Origin of the sequence: Pseudomonas abyssi, from assembly GCF_002307495.1 — a bacterium.
Taxonomy (GTDB): domain Bacteria; phylum Pseudomonadota; class Gammaproteobacteria; order Pseudomonadales; family Pseudomonadaceae; genus Halopseudomonas; species Halopseudomonas abyssi.
Map to the genome: position 1 here is coordinate 98,031 of NZ_NTMR01000009.1, position 19,029 is coordinate 117,059.

Below are 19,029 nucleotides of genomic sequence, written 5' to 3' on the forward strand. Positions count from 1 at the left end.
GCTCAACGCCCAACTCCGTAATAGGTAAAACCATGCTCACGCACGTAGGCCGGGTCATACATGTTGCGGCCATCAAGGATTACCGGTTGTTTCATACCCTTGCGCAGCCGGTCCAGGTCAGGATTCCAATACATTTTCCATTCAGTGAGCACCATCAGCGCATCCGTGCCGTCAGCTGCGGCGTAGGGGTGACTGGCATAGTGCAACCCCGAGTGATGTCCGTAGCGCTCCAGCAGTGCAGGCAAGGCTTCCGGGTCATGCACGCGCACCTTGGCGCCTTGCGCCCAGAGGGCCTCAAGAATGCGAATGATGGGTGCGTTGTCGATGCGCCCGGTTTCAGGCTTGAAGGCCGCGCCCCAGATGGCAATGGTGCGGCCCTTGAGGTCCGTGTGATAGTGCTGCCAAAGTCGGCGGAACAGATACTCTTTCTGACGCTCGTTGATCTCAATCACCTGATTGAGCAAGGAAGAACCCACACCAGACGCGTCCAGAGTATCAACCAGGTTAATCACGTTGCTTGAGAACCCCGGGCCACCAAAGCCAACCCCAGGATACAGGTAGGCTGGCCCAATACGCGGGTCCGCCGCAACGCCCTGACGAACGCTTTCGATATCAATGCCCAGCGAGTCGGCCAGGTTGGCCATATCGTTCATAAAGCTGATACGGGTCACCAGCATGCCGGTGATTGCCAACTTGGTGAATTCTGCCTCACGTGGGCTCATAACCAGGAAGTGGTCGCGGTCACGGTTAAAGGGGCGGAATATTTCCTTTACCAGCAGCTCGGCATAACCATCATTGCAGCCCAAGATGATCTGCGGCGGCTTGTGCATGCCATCCAGCGCGGTACCTTCCTGCAGAAAGTCTGGCAGGGCCACTACCGAGCGACGGCTTTCGCCGCCATCGGTACGCAGCAGCTTCTCCAGGTGCTCGGTAAAACCGACCGCAAACGGACTTTGGTTGACCACCAGCCAGCTGCGCTCGCGCACCTGCGACAGCCGCGTGACTATCTTCTCGGCCAGCGCCGACTCGTCGGTGTCCAACGCCAGAAAGACCGCTCGACTGTCAGCGCCGGGCAAACCGTCAAAGTCACCGTACACCAGCCGGCCGCTGGTGTGGCCGCTGCTAATCAGCCGACGCAGGCCGGGTTCGCTGTAAGCAGCCTTGTTGGCGATAATTTGCTGGCGCACGCGCCCCTGGGGCATGCGCAGCACCACATTGTGTCCAGTGGACGCCAGACTGCCGGCAGTGACCAACGCTGAAAGGGTGTCGCCGTAGAGATCGATGTGCACGATGGGCTCCGCGTTAGTCGTTATATTGACGCAGCAACTCGGCAAACTCGGCACCTACCTGCGGGTGGCGCTTGGCGTAGGCCAGCGTCGCCTGCAGGTAACCAATTTTGCTGCCGCAGTCGTAGGTCACGCCTTGCATGCGGTAGGCTTCTACCGACTCTTCCTTCATCAGCGTGGCGATAGCATCAGTCAGCTGGATCTCGTTACCGGCGCCGGGCGCCGTATCAGCCAGCAGTTCAAAGATACGCGCGGGCAGGATGTAGCGCCCAACCACCGCCAAATCAGAGGGTGCATCGGCCTGCGCCGGCTTTTCTACAACGCCCGTCATCACCTGGCTGGTACCGGCCGCAGGTGCGTCGCCCTCAAGGGCAACCACTCCGTATTGCGATACCTTGTCCATGGGCACCTGCTCCACCATGATCTGCGCCCGCTGGCTGGCCTGATAGCGCTGCACCATGGCAGCCAGGTCCGGCTCCGAGCCGGCCGGTTGCAACTCGGCATCAACCAGCACGTCGGGCAGCATGACGGCAAAAGGAGCATCGCCGACCACTTCACGGGCACACATCACGGCATGGCCCAGACCTAGGGCTTTACCCTGGCGCACGCTGATCACGCGAACGTCCGGCGGCAGAATGGAGCGCATGACCTTGAGCAACTCGTCCTTACCGCGGCGCTCCAGCTCATTTTCCAGCTCGTAGTGCACATCAAAGTGGTCTTCAATCGCGCGCTTGGCCGAATGGTTGACCAGCACAATCTGTTTAATGCCCGCGCGTACGGCTTCATCTACCACGTACTGGATAACAGGCTTATCGACAACCGTGATCATTTCCTTGGGAATGGCCTTGCTGGCTGGGAGAAAGCGGGTACCGAGACCGGCAACGGGTAGAACGGCTGTTTTGACAGTCACAGATAACTATCCTTTGTCGACGACATTAAAAGTCAGAGAAAAAATAAACATCAGGCCACTACAACTGAAAGTAGAGGCCTGAAATATCACGCATATTTCGCGCCAGCCAACGACTGACCGGCGAATGCATTGGCCTGAGCAGACCGCTCACCCGCAGACTTGATACTGCGCAGCGGCATTTTCAGCCGCTGCTCTCGATGCAGCAGGGTAAGCAGCAAAATGGCGCGCTCTTCACCATCATTGCGCAAAAAAATGGCTTCAAGCTCACTGAAGGGGCCTTCAGTAATGCGCACCGCATCACCACAGGCAAACTGACAAGCAACGGGGGCTTCACATTCGTGCGCATGCAGGCGATTGATCAGGTCGGCAGGAACTACCGCCGGTTCGTTACCAAAGGTCACCAGGCGCGCAACGCCGCGGGTGGAGCGGATGGAGTACCAGTTGTCTTGCAGCCGATCCAGCCGCACGAATAGATAACCGGGGAACAGGGACTCACTCACCTCGGCCTGGCGGCCGCGCTTGACCTGCTGAGCGCGGCGCAGCGGACGATAGCAATTGAAGGACTGATTGCGCAGATTTTGTTCTGCCCGCTCATCCTGACGGGGTTTGCATTGAATCAGGTACCAACCTGAGGCGTTTGCGTATTGTCCAGACATCCTGTCACCCGAGCAGCCTGCCGGCCCGCTCTCAATTGAACTTGGTAAGTTGGCTCTCACCTTGCGCATATAGAATCACCTCACACCCCAAAACATCTGGGGCGTGCAATTGCGGCGCAATGATAATTGCCTGCCCTCCTCCCGGACAAGACTTGACTTGCCCGGGGCGACACATGGTCATGACGCGCCACCGCTCAAAAGATTTGGCGCGAAAAGACACCCCTCACGCCCGCTTTGGCCTGCAACGCGGCAGGCTCCACCCACAACTGACCGCCCAGCCCCGTGATCTACGCCAGCCTGATGACAGCTTTGTGAGCAAATTCACACAACTAAGCTCAAAAGGTACTAGCGCACTATTATCGAACGCAGACGCGCGAGAACGGGGCCAACCACTATCCAGAAGCGCGCATCCGCCAGGCTCAACCCAAAGGCCATCATGGCGCCACCACACAGTATAAACAAGGCTCTGATTTGGGGGTTTTCATTCACCTTTAACTGCGTATAATCCAAGTCGTATTTCCCACGTAACAAGGAGACGAGTTATGAATAAACAAGTACTTGCACTGATTGCCAGCGGCCTGTTGCTCGCCTCCGGCGCGGCCATGGCACAAAGCGGCAGCGACGCTGGCACTGGCGGCGGCACCGGCGGAACCAGTGGCGCAACCACTGGCGGCGGAGCTGGCGCAGGCGGCGCGGCTGGTGGAGCTGCCGGCGGTCTCGGCGCCATGAGCGGTGTAGTCATCGGCGGCGCAGTTGTTGGCGGCGCAGTTGCTGCAGCTAACGATGACGGTGATGGCTCCAGCGGCACTACCGGCACTACCGGCACTACCGGCACTACCCCCTGATCCGGGGCGCTTTATAATGGATACAAAGCCACCCACCAGCATGCTTGGGTGGCTTTTTTTTGCACGGCGTTATCGCCGCCTAATTGACTATAAGAATTTCTGCCCATGAATCGCATCGCCCTCGGCGCCCTTGGCGCAACGACTCTTTTACTGCAAGCCTGCATGTTCTCCCCCGGCATGCATATGGACACGGACCGTCTGATCGCTGAAGACTCTGTCGAGGCAAGCATGGTCGAGATGGTGCAGATCACCCCCAAAGTGCTGGCACAGGAGAATGTGGAGCGCCCCGAGCGGAAAATCCCACAGGCCCTGCTGGATTATGCGCCAGAGAACTACCGCCTTGGCCCCAATGACGCCCTATTCATCACAGTGTGGGACCACCCTGAGCTGACTATTCCCGGCGGCCAGCAGCAGCCATCCTCTGCCAACGCACGGGTAGTACGAGACGACGGCACGCTGTTCTATCCCTTTATCGGCAACGTAAAGGTGGCAGGGCTCACCCAGGAAGAGCTGCGCAAACTGATTTCTGAACGCCTGGCTCGCTATATTGAGCAACCCCAGGTTGACGTCAATATTCTTGAGTACAACAGTCAGAAAGTCACCCTGAGCGGTGCTTTTAACAACCCTGGCTTTCGCGCGATCAATTCGCAACCCCTCACCTTGCTACAGGCGATCGGCGAGGCGGGGATTGACCAGTCCCGTGCCGACCTCTCGCGCCTGCAAATTCTGCGCGACGGTCAAATCTACACACTCGATTACGACTACCTCACTGGCCACCCCAGTGCCGTCGGCAATATCTACCTGAAAGACGGCGACAAGCTGCACTTTGGCCTGAATGACGCGCGCAAGGTCTTTGTCATGGGAGAGGTACCGCGCCCCACCGCGCTGGCCTATAGCACCAGCCGCATGACGCTTAGCGAAGTGCTGGCCACCGTTGGCGGCCCCTCCCCAACATCATCCAGCGGCCGCGAGGTGTACGTGATTCGCGGCGTTGAGAACCTGGAGACGGACAAAGCAACCGTATTCCAGCTAAACGCGCAGTCGCCCTCTGCGTTTATCCTGGCGGACCAGTTTGAAATGCAGCCGCAGGATGTTGTTTTTGTCGGAGCCGCCGGTATCACCCGCTGGAACCGCTTTATCAGTCAGCTGCTGCCAAGTGCCACGCTTGTGGGCACTACCGCCAGGGCGGGTAGCGATTATAACGACTTCTCTGACGACAACTGATCGTGTACTTGATACGCACCTTTCGCTGCTGCGCCCTCGCCGCAGCAGCGCTACTGGCGGCTGGCTGCAACTCGCTGACAAGTAACTCGATCGAAACTTTTCGCATGGCGTGGAAAGGCAAAGTCAACGAGATCCCGGAAGGCCAGGTATTGCAAGCTCCCGGCGATAGCCTGCTGATCCGCGCAGGTGCCGCCGAGGCCCTGTTCGTCGCACCTGCAGGCAGCAGAGGATGCATAAGCTGGTGGGGCATAGCCGAGCAAGTTGAAACCTGCCATGGCCGCATCAGCCAGATAGTTGGGCTGGAGACAGACGTGGCCCAACCACTGACTACAGACGACCCGTTCAAAACAGGACTGCTGAACGTTACCGAAGGGCAACAAGTCACTCGCTTCGTCGACTACCCACTTAGCTACCAGACAGGCATAGAGCAAATTGCGACCTACTTTATAGGCCCGCAAGAGTCGCTCACCCTGTTTGGCCAGACGGCACAGTACCAACGCATTGATGAGCGCATTTGGATGCCTGAGCTGGATTATTCAGCGCTCAACCAGTATTGGGTGGACCCGAACACCGGCCTGGTGCGGCGCAGCCTGCAACATCCCAGCCCCGACTTTCCGGTATTTGAAGTTATCAGCACCCATAAAAGCAGCAAGGATGCAGGACAATGATTGCTCGGCTGCTATTTGCCGCAATACTGCTTCAGCCTGCCCTTGTGGCAGCCGCCCCAATATTCAGCATTACGGGCGCCGTCAGCCAACCCGGCGACTACCAGTGGCAGCAAGGTGTTCGGCTGCTGGACGCGTCCGTTACAGCGCAGGTGAACTCAAACGCCTGGTATATGGGCGCCACCCTGCAACGTGAGAGCGCGAAGCTTGAGCAGCGCAAGCTCAAGGTTGGGCTATTGTTTGACCTGCGCAGCGCCAAGGTGCGCTCACGACTGGCCGGCGACCCAGCAGCCCAGGCGCTGATTGAGCGGCTGACCGCCCAAGTAGAGGCCATGCCCGTTACCGGCCGCATTCCGGCAGAGATGAACCCGCTGAAACAACGTCTTGTCCGCTACAACCCGCTATTGGAAGCAGGTGACAAGATCCACTATGCGCTGCGCCCCAACAGCATCACGGTAACCGGCGCCGTGCAAGCCGACTGCCAGCTTACTTACTCATACGCCACCAGCCTGTATGACTATCTGGCCGCCTGCCCTGCACACCCGCTAGCCTCCGCCGACACGCTGTATCTGATACAGCCGGACGGCGCGGTAGAGCGACTCGGCAGCGGCCACTGGAATCAGCAGGATGCGTCGGTCGCAGTCGGGGCCACACTGTTCGTACCAGTAGATGAGACGGCGCTGACCGCTGACGGCGAGCCCGAAACCTTCAACGAAGACATGGCCGCCTTTATCGCCACCCAGACACCTGCACAGGAGCGTATCAGGTAATGCAGCGTCCATTCCTGCCAGCCTTTTCCGCTGCCGCACTGCCCACTCTGCTACTGGTTAGCATTACCGCTACGGCCGACATCAACAGCCGCTATAACACCACCCAGCACGATTTTGGTGGCGTCGGCCTGCTGCAAACCCCAACAGCACGTATGGCGGAAGACGGCAACCTGAGCTTCAACGCTAACCGCACTGAACCCTATAGCCGCTATAGCATCTCGGCGCAGCCGCTGCCATGGCTTGAAGGCACCATTCGCTATATCGCGATCACCAACCGCAACTACGGACCAGAAGAGTTTAGTGGCGACCAGAGCTTTAAAGATAAAGCGATCGACTTTAAAGTGCGCCTCCTTAAGGAAAGCTACTGGGTTCCGCAAGTAGCGTTCGGCATGAGAGACGCCGGCGGTACAGGCCTTTTCTCCAGCGAGTACTTTGTTGCCAACAAACGCTTTTATGATCTAGACGTTAGCTTGGGTATTGCCTGGGGTTATATCGGTAATCGAGGCGGCATCGACAACCCGCTTGGCTGGTTCAAAGACAGCTTCAATGACCGCGGCGAAGTGACTGCAGATGTTTCTCAAGCCGGCGACCTGGGTACCAACCGGTACTTTAAAGGCCCCATTGGCTTGTTTGGCGGAGTCGAGTACCAAACCCCCTGGGACCGCCTGCGCCTCAAGGTGGAGTTGGATGGTAACGACTATGAGTCGGAACCGCTGAGCAATGAAATAGACCAGGACTCCCCCATCAACTTCGGTGCCACCTACCGTCTGGGCAAAAGCATTGATCTGACCGCTGCATTTGAGCGCGGCAATACTGCCATGTTCGGCATTACCTACCAAGCCAACATGAAGACCAACCCGGAGCCCAAAAAATATCTCGACCCAGCCCCCGAAGCCCGACGCGGCTTGCCCGCTGGCGTGAACGGAAGCCAGGTCGACTGGGCCGACATAAGCCGACGCCTTGGCGAGAACGCAGGCATCAATGTGCAGCAAATTTCCCTGCACGGCGACGAAGTCATTGTGACCGGCGACCAGACGCGCTATCGCAACCGCGCCCAAGGCCTGGGCCGCGCCGCGCGCGTGCTGGACAACAGCCTGGGTGAGGGCTCCTATGATTGGTACACCCTGGTGTATCGCCCCCGCGGAATGGACGTCAGCCAGACCAGTGTCAATGCCGAAACCTTGCGCCGTTATGAAATGAACGAGGTAGACGCAGATACCTTACGCAAGGGCGTAGTAAATGCGGTGCCTTCTGTGCTCGATGACGAGGTTGTCTATACCGCGCCACTGGACAAATACAGCTTTGGTACCTCGCTTGGCTACACCCAAAACGTCGGCGGCCCAGATGGCTTCCTGTTGTATCAGTTCCTGCTGCGCTTTAATGGTGCCTACTACTTTGATGATAACAAGTGGCTCAACGGCAGCGTTGGCGTCAACCTGCTAAACAACTACGACAAGTTCGAATACGACGCGCCGAGCAACCTGCCGCGCGTACGGACCGACATCCGCTCGTACGCGACCAGCTCAGACGTTCAGCTCAGCCGCCTGCAATACACTCAGACCCACCGCCTGGACCGTGACCTCTACGCAATGGCCTATGCTGGTCTGTTCGAGTGGATGTACGGCGGCGTCGGCGGTGAAGTGCTGTACCGCCCCTACGGTGCAAACTGGGCAATTGGCGCAGACTTCAACTGGGTCAAGCAGCGTGGTTTTGAGCAGGACTTCAGCTTCCGTGACTACTCGACCCTCACCGGCCACGTAACCGGCTACCTGCAGACCGGCATCTATGACGTGCTGGCCAAGGGCAGCGTGGGCCGCTACCTGGCGGGCGATTATGGCGCCACGCTGGACCTGTCACGTCGCTTTGACAATGGCTTCACCATGGGCGCTTGGGCAACCATGACCAATGTCTCCAAGGAAGAGTTTGGTGAGGGTAGCTTTGATAAAGGCGTCTATATCCAGATTCCGTTCGATGCCTTCTTCATTCGCTCCACTACCTCAGTCGGCACCATTGCCTGGAACCCGCTGACCCGTGACGGTGGCGCGCGACTTGCCCGCTACTACCAGCTCTACAACTTCACCAATGACCGTGACCTCGACAACTTCAACGACGGCTTCCGCCGCCTGACCGAATAATGGTTATGTGGCGCAAGCTGGAAGACCTCCGCCGTAGTTGGCGCCCATGGTTTGTCGTCGGGTTCTTCGCACTGCTGGCCTTGGGGCTGTATCTGGGCATGCGCCCCACCCCACCGCCAGCGGCGTATAGCTGGCAGGCCAGCTTCTATCATGGCGGCGGCATCTTTGCGCTGACGCTACTGAGCTTTCTGGCCTTTGCGCGCTGGCCCTGGTGGCTGCGCGCGGTGCTGCTGACACTGGTTGGCGTGGCGGTTGAGATGGTGCAGGCGCTGCACCCCACACGCACCACCGACTGGCACGACATTGTCGCTAACAGCACGGGGCTGGTAATCGGCTTGCTGCTGATTGGCGGCTACCAGTACATGCTGCGCCGCCAGACCGCCTAGCGGCGCTCAGCACCTCTCCGACCGCTTTTCCCTTCCTCCGCCTCCTGACCTGCCCCGTATGGATTATGTACGGGGCCTGCGCTAAGCGCGTCAACATTTAGACCATTCGTCAGACATTACTGTTTATTGACATTTTTGCGTCACAGATCGCAGAGATTCACTGCTTACATTGTTAGCGTCTAATCTGGTACAGCGATAAGGAAAGTCCATGACCAGAGACAGATTCACACCTCGTTTCACACCCACGGAAGTCTGGAAGGGTTGGCAGCGCTCACCGCAGAAAGCCGAGCGCGCCATTCCCTACGATTTGCAACTGATCACCCTGCGCCTCGCTGACTCCCTGCCCCCTTGCGCCATGCAGGTTCTGCAGGAGGAAGTGCGCGCCCAGCCGCCGGAAGAGCGCGTGCTGTTTCGCCGCCGACGGTTAGACCATCATCTGCAACAGGGTCACGGCTGCTGCTTGCTGGCACACCCGAACATGGCTGCCGAAGTGGCCGATGCACTGGAAAGCCAGAATCGCAAGCGCTACAAGCTGATCGCCTGGTGCATCATGCCCAATCATGTGCAGGTGCTGCTGGAGCCCACCTACTCTACCCCTCGCATTATCCAGGCGTGGAAGACCACGACCACCCACTGGATGCAACAGAACAAGCAATCACTGGCGCTCGACACACCCGGCCGCATGCTATGGATGCGCGACTACTGGGACAGGTACATCAAGGATGAGCAGGACCTGCAACAGAGCATCCAGGAGCTGCAGAACACGCCGGTCGCCGCCGGACTGTGTGAGCAGCCCAAACAGTGGCGTTGGTCCAGCGCGTATGAGTCCGGGTGAATTGATCAGCCCCTGCGGGCATAATGGCGGCCTTAGCTAGGAGGACCCATGCAACCAGACGAACAACATCGGCTGCTGGAAGCCGTAGCCACCCTGACCCGCGCCGCCGGCGCCGTGATCATGGATATTTATCACAGTGATTTTGCCGTGCGCGGCAAGGACGACGCCTCTCCTGTGACCGACGCAGACGAGCGCGCCGAGGCGCTAGTTCTTGAGGGCCTGGCCAGGTTGGGGGTGGACTTTCCGGTGGTGGCTGAAGAAGCAACCGCGGCGGGCCATGTGCCCGAGATAGCGGACTGTTTCTGGCTGGTTGACCCGCTGGATGGCACACGGGAGTTCGTCAATCGCAACGGCGAGTTTACCGTCAACATTGCCTTGATCGAGAACGGCAGCCCACTGCTGGGCGTGGTGTTTGCGCCCGCCATCGGCGCACTGTATGCCGGGTCCCGTGCGGGTGGCGCCTATATTGAAGATGCCGACGGGCGTCGCGCCATCCAGGTTCGCGAGCCATCCCACGACGGGCTCGACGTGCTGGCCAGCCGCTCCCATGGCGATAGCGCGGCATTGGAACAACTCCTGGCCGGCCGCCCGGTGCGTTCACTGATCAACGCGGGCTCGTCGCTCAAGCTATGTTTGCTGGCCGCTGGACAAGCGGACATATACCCGCGCCAAGGGCGCACCATGGAATGGGATATCGCCGCGGGTCACGCCGTATTGGCTGCTGCTGGCGGGCAGATACAAACCCTCGACGGCGGCCCGCTCCTGTACGGCAAGCCCGGCTTTGAAAACCCCCACTTTGTCGCCTGCGGGGCTCAGCCGTTTTTTTGAGGGTGTTGTGTTGGCAGGTTGGTGTACACGCCTACGGCTTAGTACACCCTACGGTGCAGCACGGCCGGTAGGGCGGATTAAGCGCAGCGTATCCGCGGGGCGCGCGCACGGGTAATCGGCCCGTGTGGATTGAATGGTGTACACGCCTGCGGCTTAGTACACCCTACCGCGCAGCGTGCCGTCCGTTGTCCTGGGCTACTCGGTGTGGAAACACAATAAAAAACGCCCGAAGGCTTTCGCCTTCGGGCGTTTTTGCTGGCTAAGCGGCCAGGATCAGGCGGCGGGCTGTGCTGCCTTGACCATGGTTTGCAGCTCACCGGATTCATGCAGTTCCAGAATGATGTCGCTGCCGCCGACCAGTTCGCCGTTGATCCACAGCTGCGGGAACGTCGGCCAGTTGGCGTAGCCCGGCAGGCTTGCACGGATCTCGGGGTTTTGCAGAATGTCCACGTAAGCAAACTTCTCACCGCAGGCCATCAGCGCTTGTGAGGCGCGGGCGGAGAAGCCGCACTGCGGGGCGTTCGGCGCGCCTTTCATGTAGATCAGTACCGGGTTGTTGGCGATCTGTTCTTTGATGGTATCGATGATGTCCATTGCATTCCTCATAAGGTTGTCGGCGTTTTGGCACCTTGCAGATGCGCCATTCTAACGTAAAGGAGGCTCTGATCAATTCCACACGCCCTCTGCGAGTGCTCAAGTGTGCAGATGCAAGGCACGGTGTGCAGCCAATAGTGGTTCTATCGGCAAGCAGCGCAACGCCGCAGATGCATGCTTGAGCGCTCGCCCTGCGGGTGGGGCCGCCGAGGTTGCGCCTGTAAAGCCGTCACTCAGCGTCGCTCGTCGCTCACGTGGAATAACCACAAAAACGCCGGGAGCGTTTTTGCGCGCCAGCCCCGAAGGGGTGAAGCGCAGGGATGCGCTGAACACCCTACGCTTCTCCCTCCTTGATTGGCGGCTTTACAGGCTGCAACAGGAGGGTGAACAAAACGTCAACAGACCCTAAGGTCCAGCGTCCTGCTGAGCCACAAAACCCTCTGCGACCAAGGCCCATTTGCCACGGGCTGGATTTTCCCTATAAGATCCCTGCTTCTCTTTATTACTGTGGCTGTTACCAGGCCTTCAGGCTCTCTGGTACGGCGACGTATTTCCGGTCGTTAAGCGACCGAGGTAACTAGGTAGTACAGATATGACTACACGGCACTTTCTATCGTTGATGGACTGCTCGGAAGCCGAGCTCATCAGCCTGATCAAACGCGGCATCGAACTCAAGTCCCTGCATCGCCAAGGCGTGGTGTATGAGCCGTTGAAAAACCGCGTATTGGGGATGATTTTCGAGAAGGCCTCCACCCGCACCCGCGTGTCCTTCGAGGCAGGCATGATTCATCTGGGCGGCCAGGCCATTTTCCTGTCGCCGCGTGATACGCAGCTGGGCCGCGGCGAGCCGATCGAGGATAGCGCCCGCGTGCTGTCCAGCATGTGCGATGCGATCATGATTCGTACCTTTGCGCATGAGACCCTGGAAACCTTCGCCCAATACTCGAAAGTGCCGATCATCAATGGTCTGAGCGATGACCTGCACCCTTGCCAGCTACTGGCCGACATGCAGACCTATCTGGAGCACCGTGGTGCCATAAAGGGCAAGACCGTAGCCTGGATCGGCGACGGCAACAACATGTGCAACACTTTTATCCAGGCCGCCATCCAGTTTGACTTCCATCTGCGCGTTGCCTGCCCCGAAGGCTACGAGCCGGCGCAGCAGTTTCTGGACCAGGCCGGTGACCGCGTGACCGTGATGCGCGACCCGATGGAGGCCGTCGCCGGTGCCCACCTGGTCAATACCGACGTTTGGGCGTCGATGGGCCAGGAAGACGAAGCCGAAGCGCGCCTCAAGCAGTTTGCGCCTTACCAGGTAACGCCGGCGATGCTCGATGCGGCCGACGAGTCCGTGCTGTTCATGCACTGTCTGCCTGCCCACCGTGGCGAGGAAGTCAGCGACGCACTGATGGAAGACCCGCGCAGCGTGGTCTGGGATCAGGCCGAAAACCGCCTGCACGCGCAAAAAGCGCTGGTCGAATTCCTGCTGGTTGAGTGACGCCATGACGACGCCAGTGCTGGAGCTTGATTCCCTCAATTGCGGCTACGGCCAGCAGTTGATCGTCAATGAACTGAGCATCCACCTGCGCGAGGGCGACATCGGCTGTCTGCTGGGCCCATCGGGCTGCGGCAAGACAACGACCCTCAGGGCCATTGCCGGCTTTGAACCCATCAGCGGCGGCAGCATCCTGCTCGACGGTAAAGCCCTGAGCACCGCACAGCATCGGGTTGCCCCGGAGCAGCGCCAGATCGGTATGGTATTTCAGGACTATGCGCTGTTCCCTCACCTGAGTGTGGCGGACAACGTGGGCTTTGGCATTCATACCTCTCCGGAGCGCAAGCGCATCGTCGATGAGCTGCTGGCACTGGTCAAGCTCGACAAGCTGGGCCGCCGCTACCCGCACGAACTTTCCGGCGGCCAACAGCAGCGCGTGGCGCTGGCCAGAGCCATGGCACCCAACCCGCGCCTGCTGTTGCTCGACGAACCCTTCTCTAACCTTGATGGCGAGCTACGTCGGCGTCTGTCTGCCGAGGTACGCGATATTCTCAAATCCCGTGGGATCAGCGCCATGCTGGTCACCCACGACCAGGCTGAAGCCTTTGCCGTCTGCGACCAGGTCGGCGTGCTAAAGGATGGGCGTCTGCAGCAATGGGATACGCCCTACAACCTCTATCACGAGCCCGCCACGCCCTTCGTCGCCAGTTTTATCGGCCAGGGCTACTTCATCCGCGGCCAGATGGAGGCGCGCGACACCGTTGCCACAGAGCTTGGCGTGCTTCAGGGCAATCGCGCCTACCCAATGCCAGAGGGAAGCCCCGTGGACGTGTTGCTGAGGCCGGATGATCTGGTAGGTGACGCTAGCAGCGCATTGCGCGCCCGGGTGATTGATCGCACCTTTCAGGGCGCAACCATCCTTTACCGCATGCAACTGCAGACCGGCACCCAGCTCGAAGCCCTGTTCCCGAGCCACGCCGACCATCAGCCCGGCGACGAGGTCGGTCTGCGGGTCGCGGCGGAGCACTTGGTAGTGTTCCCAGCTCAGGGCAGCGTCAATCTGCACGCCCAGCTGCCGCTGGAGCAAGTGCTTGATACCGGCCGCTCTGCCTGACCCCTTTGCGTGGAGAACGCTGCGCGTTTCTCCACCCTACGCCTCTACACAGTTCTGTGCGTAGGGCGGAGAACGCCGCAGGCTTCTCCGCGCACCCCCGCATCAGGGCTGCGCGGGCCCGTACAACGCGCGACTCGCCTTGCCGTGGATCATGCGCGAGAGACGGTAATCGGTGTTCTGCATCATGCCGATGATGATGGCGTCGTTGCTCGGGTCAATCCAGCACCAGGCGCCCTGAATCCCCCACCACCAGTAGGTACCCTGCGGCAGATAGCCGGCCGCTGGCGAGTCATTCACCACGGCGACATTCAACCCAAACTGGTTGCCCGGAAAGAACGGACCAATATTTTCCACGCCCTGCGGCAACTGATTGCGGCGCATCAGCTCAACGGTGTCTGCCTTGAGAATACGGGTACCCTCCAGCTCGCCGCCGCCCAGCAGCATGCGGGCAAAGCGCAGATAGTCATCCACCGATGAGATAAGCCCGCCGCCACCATTGAGAAAGCGCGGCTTGCTGAGAAACGGCGTATTGGGCAGCGCCTTGAGCGAGCCGTCAGGCTGCGGCTGGTAAGACAGCGCCAGACGCTCGGCCTTGTCCTCCGGTGCGTAAAAATCAGTGTCACTCATCTGCAGCGGGTCGAAGATGCGCTCTTGCAAAAACACATCAAAGGACTTGCCAGACAGCACCTCAATCAGAGCCGCCTGAATATCCACCGATATACTGTAGTGCCAGACCGTGCCCGGCTGATGCAGCAAGGGTATGTGCTCGAGCTTGGCCATCATATCGACGAAGGTGGAGTCACGGTTCTGGATATCGGCCTGAACGTAAAGCTGGTCTACCTGGGTATCGCCGAAGCGACCATAGGTAAAGCCGCCCGTGTGGGTCATCAGCTCACGGATGGTTACCGGATGTGCCGCCGGTTCAGTCTTGGGCATGCCCTCAGGCCCGTCGGCCACGGCCACCTGCAGATTTTGCAATTCAGGAATGTACTTGCCGACCGGCTCGTCCAGCTCAAAGCGCCCCTCATCGAAGAGCGTCAGGAGCGCGGTGCCGGTCACCAGTTTGGTCAGGGAGAAAATCTTGTAGAGGCTGTCTGGCTCAAGCGGCCGCTGCTGCTCCCGGTCTGCATATCCATACTCGGCGCGCTGCACAACCTCGCCGTTCTGGTACACCAGCGTGGCGATACCGCCAATGCGCCCCTGCTCCACCTCCTGGGCCATGGCCGCGGCAAAGGCATCCAGCCGCGGCTGGGTGAAGGTGTGCGCTGCCTGCTCGGCGTACAGACTGCCAGAGAAACCCGCCGCCAGCAGCACAGCACTGCCCAGCAGCTTACGCATGCTTGATCGAATCATTATTATTTTCCTTGCGTGTGTTATAGGCCTGCCGATGCCGAGGGAAGCACCGGGATATAGCGAGACTAACCGCCACGAGACAAGCTGCCAAGCTGTCTCAGGGCCTATCAGGCCGAGTGATACGCACGCCCCGATGTAACAAATGCCGTTACCAGGCGTCAGATGATGACAGTCACCACACACAGGATCGACCATGAAACGCCGTACCCTGCTTAGCGGCCTGCTGGCCGCCCCCGCCCTGCCGCTTCTGTCCAGCACGGCCAGTGCCAAGGATGCCTTTCATGTGCCGCAAGTCGAGGCACTGGACCTGCCCGCAGACTACTGGCGCGACAAGGTATCAGACGCCGCCTGGGACGTGCTTTTTGAAGAAGCCACCGAACGCCCCGGCAGCAGCCCGCTGGACAAGCATTACGAGCCCGGCACCTACCTGTGCGCAGCCTGCTACCTGCCGCTTTTTTCGTCTGAGCACAAGTTCGACAGCAAGACCGGTTGGCCCAGCTTTACGCAGCCGTTGGTCGGACACATCGGAACACGGCAGGACTTTGCGCTGATCTGGCCGCGCACCGAATACCACTGCGCCCGCTGTGGTGGCCATCAGGGCCATGTCTTTGACGACGGCCCCGCCCCCCGGGGCGAGCGCTGGTGCAACAATGGTTTGGCACTCAGATTCATTCCCGCTGGCGAGCCGCTGCCGGCCCTGCGAGGTGATGCATGAAATACGCTGCCCCTGCTCTGGTTCTGTTCGCCCTGTCTCCGCTGGCCGTGGCCAGCGAGCCGGTCACCCAAGGCCCGCCGGGCACCGAAATGGCGGTGTTTTCCGGCGGTTGCTTCTGGTGCACCGAGTCTGACTTTGACAAGCTGCCAGGCGTGGTGGAAACGCTGTCTGGCTATACCGGTGGCGAGGCCGAGACCGCAGACTATCAGCAAGTGTCTGCCGGCGGCACCGACCACATCGAATCGGTCGCGGTGTTTTTTGACCCAACCAAGACCAGCTACGCTGAGCTGGTGGAGGCCTTCTGGCCCACCATCGACCCGCTTACCGCCAACGCCCAGTTCTGCGACCACGGCTACCAGTACAGCAGCGCCGTGTACTACGCCAACGATGAGCAGAACGCCTTGCTGGAATCGTCTCGGGATGCCCTGGAGGCGCGTTTTGATGAGCCGATACACACACTGATACTGCCGCGCCAGCCCTTCTATGCCGCCGAGGACTATCACCAGGACTACTACGAGAAAAACCCGCTGCGCTACACCTTCTACCGCACTACCTGTGGTCGCGACGCCCGCCTCGAGGAAATATGGGGCGATTGACTGACCATGGAAAAGTACCGCGCGAGTCTGGATAATGGCGGGCTTTGATAGCCCAAGCGGAATTCACTATGCAGATTGCCGAAAAAACCGTTGTCCAGTTTCACTACGACCTCTCTGACGCCAATGGCCCGATCGAGTCATCCCGCGAGCATGATCCGGTGTTGTATCTGCATGGTCAGACCGGCCTGATTGATGGCTTGGTTGAAGCCATGGAAGGTCACAGCGCAGGCGAGACCTTTACTGTCACCATCCCGCCGGAAAAGGCCTATGGCGAAGTCCGTGAAAACGCCCTGCATAAAGTCCAGGCCAAACGCCTGCAAGGCGCCAAAAAGTGGAAGCCGGGCATGGTTGCCATTTTGCAGACCGAGCAAGGCCCGCGTCAGGTAGTGGTGGTCAAACCGGGGCTGTCACAGGTGGTGGTTGACACCAATCACCCGTTGGCCGGCCGCGAGCTGACCTTTAACGTGGAGATTCTCGACGTACGCGCTGCCACCGAAGAAGAGCTGGCCCACGGCCACGCCCATGGCGTGGGTGGTCATAACCACTGATCAGCCGCCAGCGCTTGCCAAGCCGTAGGGACGCGACATGTCGCGTCCGCTACCTCGCGGCGCTGATCATGACCTTGCGGACGCAGCATGCTGCGTCCCTACGCCTGTCGCTGTCTCAGCGCCGTTCTCCACGCAATGCCAATACCTGTTCATGCAGGTACTCCGGCAGGGCCGCCTCGGGCGTCACCGGCTGCCCTGCTACCAGACAGACCCGTGACCACAAGCGGCGGAAGAACCCCTTGTGCGGGTCACGACTGAAAAAGCTGCCCCATAGCCCCTGCAACGCCAAGGGCACGACTGGGACAGGGTCGTTCTCCAGAATCCGCGTGATGCCCGCGCGGAATACGTCCATCTCGCCATCAGCCGTCAGCTTGCCCTCGGGGAAGATACAGACCACCTCGCCTGCGCGCAGGTAGGCCGAGATGCGTTCAAAGGCGCGCTCGTAGGTCACCTCATCCTCCTGCCGCCCGGCAATCGGCACGGTGCCGGCGGTGCGGAAAATGAAGTTGAGCACCGGCAGGCGATAGATCTTGTAGTACATGACAAAACGCACCGGGCGGCGCACAGCTCCGCCAATCAGCAGCGCATCGACAAAGGACACGTGGTTGCACACCAGTACGCACGGCCCGTCATCCGGGATCGCCTCCAGGTTGCGGTGCTCAACGCGGTACATCGAGTGTCCCAGCAGCCAGATGAGAAAGCGCATGCTGAACTCCGGCACCACCTTGAAGATGTAGCCGTTGACCAGCACGTTGAGCAACGAGATGGTCAAAAACAGCGTCGGGATCGACAGCTCCAGCACACTGAGCATGACAATCGCCAGAATCGCCGAACAGACCATCAGCAGCGCATTGAGAATATTGTTGGCTGCGATGACCCGCGCGCGCTCCTCTTCGCGGCTGCGCGACTGGATCAGCGCGTACAGCGGTACGATGTAAAAACCGCCAAATACGCCCAACCCCAGGATGCACCCCATGATGCCCCAGGCGCCGGGTTGTGCCAGCAGAGTCAACCAGTCATAGGCTTCGGCGCCGGCGGCGATGCTGCCGGACAGGCTCCAGATCAGCAGACCGAACACGCTCAGGCCAAAGGAGCCAAAGGGCACCAGGCCGATCTCTACCTTATGGCCCGACAGCCGCTCACAGAGCACGGAGCCCAGCGCGATACCCACGGAAAACACCGTCAGGATCAGGGTAACCACGCTCTCGTCGCCGTGCAGATAGTCCTTGGCAAAGCCGGGAATCTGCGTCAGATAGGTCGCACCGAGAAACCAGAACCAGGAGTTGCCGAGAATCGAGCGAGATACCGAAGGCACCTGCTCCTTCAGCCCCAGGCGCAGAATAGCCCAGGACTGGCGAAAGATATTCCAGTCAATCGCCAGGTCCGGCAAGCCGGCGCGCGCGCTTGGAATCCGCCGCGCCGCCAGATAGCCGCCAATGGCCACGACCACCACTGCCCCGCCCACCAGACTGGCCCAGCCACCGCTGGCCATCAGGATACCCGCACACAGGGTGCCGCCCAGAATCGCCAGAAAGGTACCCATCTCAACCAGCGCATTGCCGCCAACCAGCTCGCCCTCTGCCAGCGCCTGCGGCAGGATCGAATACTTGACCGGCCCGAATAGCGCCGACTGGGTGCCCATCGCAAAAAGCACCACCAGCAACAGCGGCAAGCTGCCCAGCCATAGTCCAAGGGCGCCAAGCAGCATGATCGCCACCTCGCCCAGCTTGATGCGCCGGATCAACACGTCCTTGTCGAACTTTTCACCAAACTGCCCGCCGAGTGCCGAGAACAGGAAGAACGGCAAAATGAACAGCAAGGCACTGAGGTTGATGAGCAGGTCACGGTCAGCATTGAAACTGAGCTTGAACAGGATCGCCAGGATCAGCGCCTGCTTGAACAGATTATCGTTGAAGGCGCCCAGCAACTGACTGGTGAAGAAAGGGAGAAAGCGTTTGCTACCGAGCAAACGAAACTGCGAGTGTTCCGACATGGCGCTGCGTATCCTTCCGGTCTATTCGGTGCAGGGGGCAGCATACCCAAAATCGGCAGGCTCCGGGACGGAACCTGCCAA

General features: G+C 59.8%; 19 protein-coding genes. 13 read left to right on the plus strand and 6 right to left on the minus strand.

All coding sequences use genetic code 11. From position 1 onward, the window contains the following. Window positions 1-2: 2 nt before the first annotated feature. The 3 genes from CNQ84_RS06875 to rfaH all read right to left on the minus strand — a co-directional run bounded on the left by CNQ84_RS06875 (window position 3) and on the right by rfaH (window position 2,852). Window positions 3-1,289, minus strand: coding sequence for a nucleotide sugar dehydrogenase (locus CNQ84_RS06875; RefSeq protein ID WP_096004167.1), 1,287 nt, complete (start codon window positions 1,287-1,289; stop codon window positions 3-5). 13 nt (window positions 1,290-1,302) lie between these two features. Then, the gene (gene galU, locus CNQ84_RS06880) at window positions 1,303-2,196 is read right to left on the minus strand and encodes a UTP--glucose-1-phosphate uridylyltransferase GalU (RefSeq protein ID WP_096004168.1); all 894 of its coding nucleotides are present in this window, start codon (window positions 2,194-2,196) and stop codon (window positions 1,303-1,305) included. A gap of 86 nt (window positions 2,197-2,282) precedes the next feature. Continuing rightward, window positions 2,283-2,852: a transcription/translation regulatory transformer protein RfaH gene (rfaH, locus tag CNQ84_RS06885; protein WP_096004169.1), complete on the minus strand. Its 570-nt coding sequence runs from the start codon at window positions 2,850-2,852 to the stop codon at window positions 2,283-2,285. A gap of 542 nt (window positions 2,853-3,394) precedes the next feature. Here rfaH and CNQ84_RS06890 point away from each other — a divergent pair. From CNQ84_RS06890 to cysQ, 8 genes are all read left to right on the plus strand, one after another. After that, window positions 3,395-3,697 carry a hypothetical protein gene (locus tag CNQ84_RS06890; protein WP_096004170.1) on the plus strand — a complete coding sequence of 101 codons (303 nt, stop codon included), beginning with the start codon at window positions 3,395-3,397 and terminating at the stop codon, window positions 3,695-3,697. A 105-nt stretch (window positions 3,698-3,802) separates the two neighbouring features. Then, window positions 3,803-4,921, plus strand: coding sequence for a polysaccharide biosynthesis/export family protein (locus tag CNQ84_RS06895; protein ID WP_096004171.1), 1,119 nt, complete (start codon window positions 3,803-3,805; stop codon window positions 4,919-4,921). 104 nt (window positions 4,922-5,025) lie between these two features. Next, window positions 5,026-5,589: a YjbF family lipoprotein gene (locus CNQ84_RS06900; protein ID WP_133065877.1), complete on the plus strand. Its 564-nt coding sequence runs from the start codon at window positions 5,026-5,028 to the stop codon at window positions 5,587-5,589. Between the two features lie 44 nt (window positions 5,590-5,633). Beyond that, the gene (locus tag CNQ84_RS06905; protein ID WP_165771238.1) at window positions 5,634-6,356 is read left to right on the plus strand and encodes a capsule biosynthesis GfcC family protein; all 723 of its coding nucleotides are present in this window, start codon (window positions 5,634-5,636) and stop codon (window positions 6,354-6,356) included. Beyond that, on the plus strand, window positions 6,356-8,491 hold the full coding sequence (locus tag CNQ84_RS06910) for a YjbH domain-containing protein (RefSeq protein WP_096004174.1): 2,136 nt from the start codon (window positions 6,356-6,358) through the stop codon (window positions 8,489-8,491). Before CNQ84_RS06905 ends, CNQ84_RS06910 begins: the two co-directional genes overlap by 1 nt. Continuing rightward, a complete protein-coding gene (locus CNQ84_RS06915; RefSeq protein ID WP_096004175.1) occupies window positions 8,491-8,877 on the plus strand; it encodes a VanZ family protein in 387 nt (128 codons plus the stop codon). Before CNQ84_RS06910 ends, CNQ84_RS06915 begins: the two co-directional genes overlap by 1 nt. A gap of 208 nt (window positions 8,878-9,085) precedes the next feature. Then, entirely contained in the window at window positions 9,086-9,712 is a 627-nt protein-coding gene (locus CNQ84_RS06920; RefSeq protein WP_096004176.1) for a transposase, read from the plus strand. A 48-nt stretch (window positions 9,713-9,760) separates the two neighbouring features. After that, complete coding sequence (gene cysQ / locus CNQ84_RS06925; protein WP_096004177.1) at window positions 9,761-10,540, plus strand: 3'(2'),5'-bisphosphate nucleotidase CysQ; 780 nt, start codon at window positions 9,761-9,763, stop codon at window positions 10,538-10,540. Between the two features lie 273 nt (window positions 10,541-10,813). Here cysQ and grxD read toward each other — a convergent pair whose 3' ends face one another. Then, a complete protein-coding gene (gene grxD, locus CNQ84_RS06930) occupies window positions 10,814-11,134 on the minus strand; it encodes a Grx4 family monothiol glutaredoxin (protein ID WP_083729463.1) in 321 nt (106 codons plus the stop codon). Window positions 11,135-11,726: 592 nt separating this feature from the next. Here grxD and argF point away from each other — a divergent pair. Further along, window positions 11,727-12,632, plus strand: a complete 906-nt coding sequence (gene argF, locus CNQ84_RS06935; RefSeq protein WP_096004178.1) for an ornithine carbamoyltransferase — start codon at window positions 11,727-11,729, stop codon at window positions 12,630-12,632. A 4-nt stretch (window positions 12,633-12,636) separates the two neighbouring features. Further along, window positions 12,637-13,743 (plus strand): ABC transporter ATP-binding protein, encoded by a 1,107-nt coding sequence (locus tag CNQ84_RS06940; RefSeq protein ID WP_096004179.1) that lies wholly within the window; start codon window positions 12,637-12,639, stop codon window positions 13,741-13,743. A gap of 102 nt (window positions 13,744-13,845) precedes the next feature. Here CNQ84_RS06940 and CNQ84_RS06945 read toward each other — a convergent pair whose 3' ends face one another. After that, window positions 13,846-15,096, minus strand: coding sequence for a serine hydrolase domain-containing protein (locus CNQ84_RS06945; protein ID WP_165771239.1), 1,251 nt, complete (start codon window positions 15,094-15,096; stop codon window positions 13,846-13,848). A gap of 193 nt (window positions 15,097-15,289) precedes the next feature. Here CNQ84_RS06945 and msrB point away from each other — a divergent pair, with 193 nt between their 5' ends. The 3 genes from msrB (at window position 15,290) to CNQ84_RS06960 (ending at window position 16,955) form a co-directional block, all read left to right on the plus strand. Next, window positions 15,290-15,811, plus strand: coding sequence for a peptide-methionine (R)-S-oxide reductase MsrB (msrB, locus tag CNQ84_RS06950; protein ID WP_096004181.1), 522 nt, complete (start codon window positions 15,290-15,292; stop codon window positions 15,809-15,811). Further along, a complete protein-coding gene (msrA, locus tag CNQ84_RS06955) occupies window positions 15,808-16,407 on the plus strand; it encodes a peptide-methionine (S)-S-oxide reductase MsrA (RefSeq protein WP_096004182.1) in 600 nt (199 codons plus the stop codon). The genes msrB and msrA overlap by 4 nt, the downstream gene beginning before the upstream one ends. A 68-nt stretch (window positions 16,408-16,475) precedes the next feature. Continuing rightward, window positions 16,476-16,955 carry an FKBP-type peptidyl-prolyl cis-trans isomerase gene (locus tag CNQ84_RS06960; protein ID WP_096004183.1) on the plus strand — a complete coding sequence of 160 codons (480 nt, stop codon included), beginning with the start codon at window positions 16,476-16,478 and terminating at the stop codon, window positions 16,953-16,955. A gap of 115 nt (window positions 16,956-17,070) precedes the next feature. Here CNQ84_RS06960 and CNQ84_RS06965 read toward each other — a convergent pair whose 3' ends face one another. Further along, entirely contained in the window at window positions 17,071-18,948 is a 1,878-nt protein-coding gene (locus CNQ84_RS06965; RefSeq protein WP_096004184.1) for an MFS transporter, read from the minus strand. Window positions 18,949-19,029 lie beyond the last annotated feature (81 nt).

Coding starts and splice junctions, on each gene's coding strand:
- rfaH (WP_096004169.1), bottom strand. CDS start 2,852: ATGTCTGGACAATACGCAAACGCCTCAGGTTGGTACCTGATTCAATGC.
- CNQ84_RS06890 (WP_096004170.1), top strand. CDS start 3,395: ATGAATAAACAAGTACTTGCACTGATTGCCAGCGGCCTGTTGCTCGCC.
- CNQ84_RS06895 (WP_096004171.1), top strand. CDS start 3,803: ATGAATCGCATCGCCCTCGGCGCCCTTGGCGCAACGACTCTTTTACTG.
- CNQ84_RS06900 (WP_133065877.1), top strand. CDS start 5,026: ATGGCGTGGAAAGGCAAAGTCAACGAGATCCCGGAAGGCCAGGTATTG.
- CNQ84_RS06910 (WP_096004174.1), top strand. CDS start 6,356: ATGCAGCGTCCATTCCTGCCAGCCTTTTCCGCTGCCGCACTGCCCACT.
- CNQ84_RS06915 (WP_096004175.1), top strand. CDS start 8,491: ATGGTTATGTGGCGCAAGCTGGAAGACCTCCGCCGTAGTTGGCGCCCA.
- CNQ84_RS06920 (WP_096004176.1), top strand. CDS start 9,086: ATGACCAGAGACAGATTCACACCTCGTTTCACACCCACGGAAGTCTGG.
- cysQ (WP_096004177.1), top strand. CDS start 9,761: ATGCAACCAGACGAACAACATCGGCTGCTGGAAGCCGTAGCCACCCTG.
- grxD (WP_083729463.1), bottom strand. CDS start 11,134: ATGGACATCATCGATACCATCAAAGAACAGATCGCCAACAACCCGGTA.
- argF (WP_096004178.1), top strand. CDS start 11,727: ATGACTACACGGCACTTTCTATCGTTGATGGACTGCTCGGAAGCCGAG.
- CNQ84_RS06940 (WP_096004179.1), top strand. CDS start 12,637: ATGACGACGCCAGTGCTGGAGCTTGATTCCCTCAATTGCGGCTACGGC.
- CNQ84_RS06945 (WP_165771239.1), bottom strand. CDS start 15,096: ATGATTCGATCAAGCATGCGTAAGCTGCTGGGCAGTGCTGTGCTGCTG.
- msrB (WP_096004181.1), top strand. CDS start 15,290: ATGAAACGCCGTACCCTGCTTAGCGGCCTGCTGGCCGCCCCCGCCCTG.
- msrA (WP_096004182.1), top strand. CDS start 15,808: ATGAAATACGCTGCCCCTGCTCTGGTTCTGTTCGCCCTGTCTCCGCTG.
- CNQ84_RS06960 (WP_096004183.1), top strand. CDS start 16,476: ATGCAGATTGCCGAAAAAACCGTTGTCCAGTTTCACTACGACCTCTCT.
- CNQ84_RS06965 (WP_096004184.1), bottom strand. CDS start 18,948: ATGTCGGAACACTCGCAGTTTCGTTTGCTCGGTAGCAAACGCTTTCTC.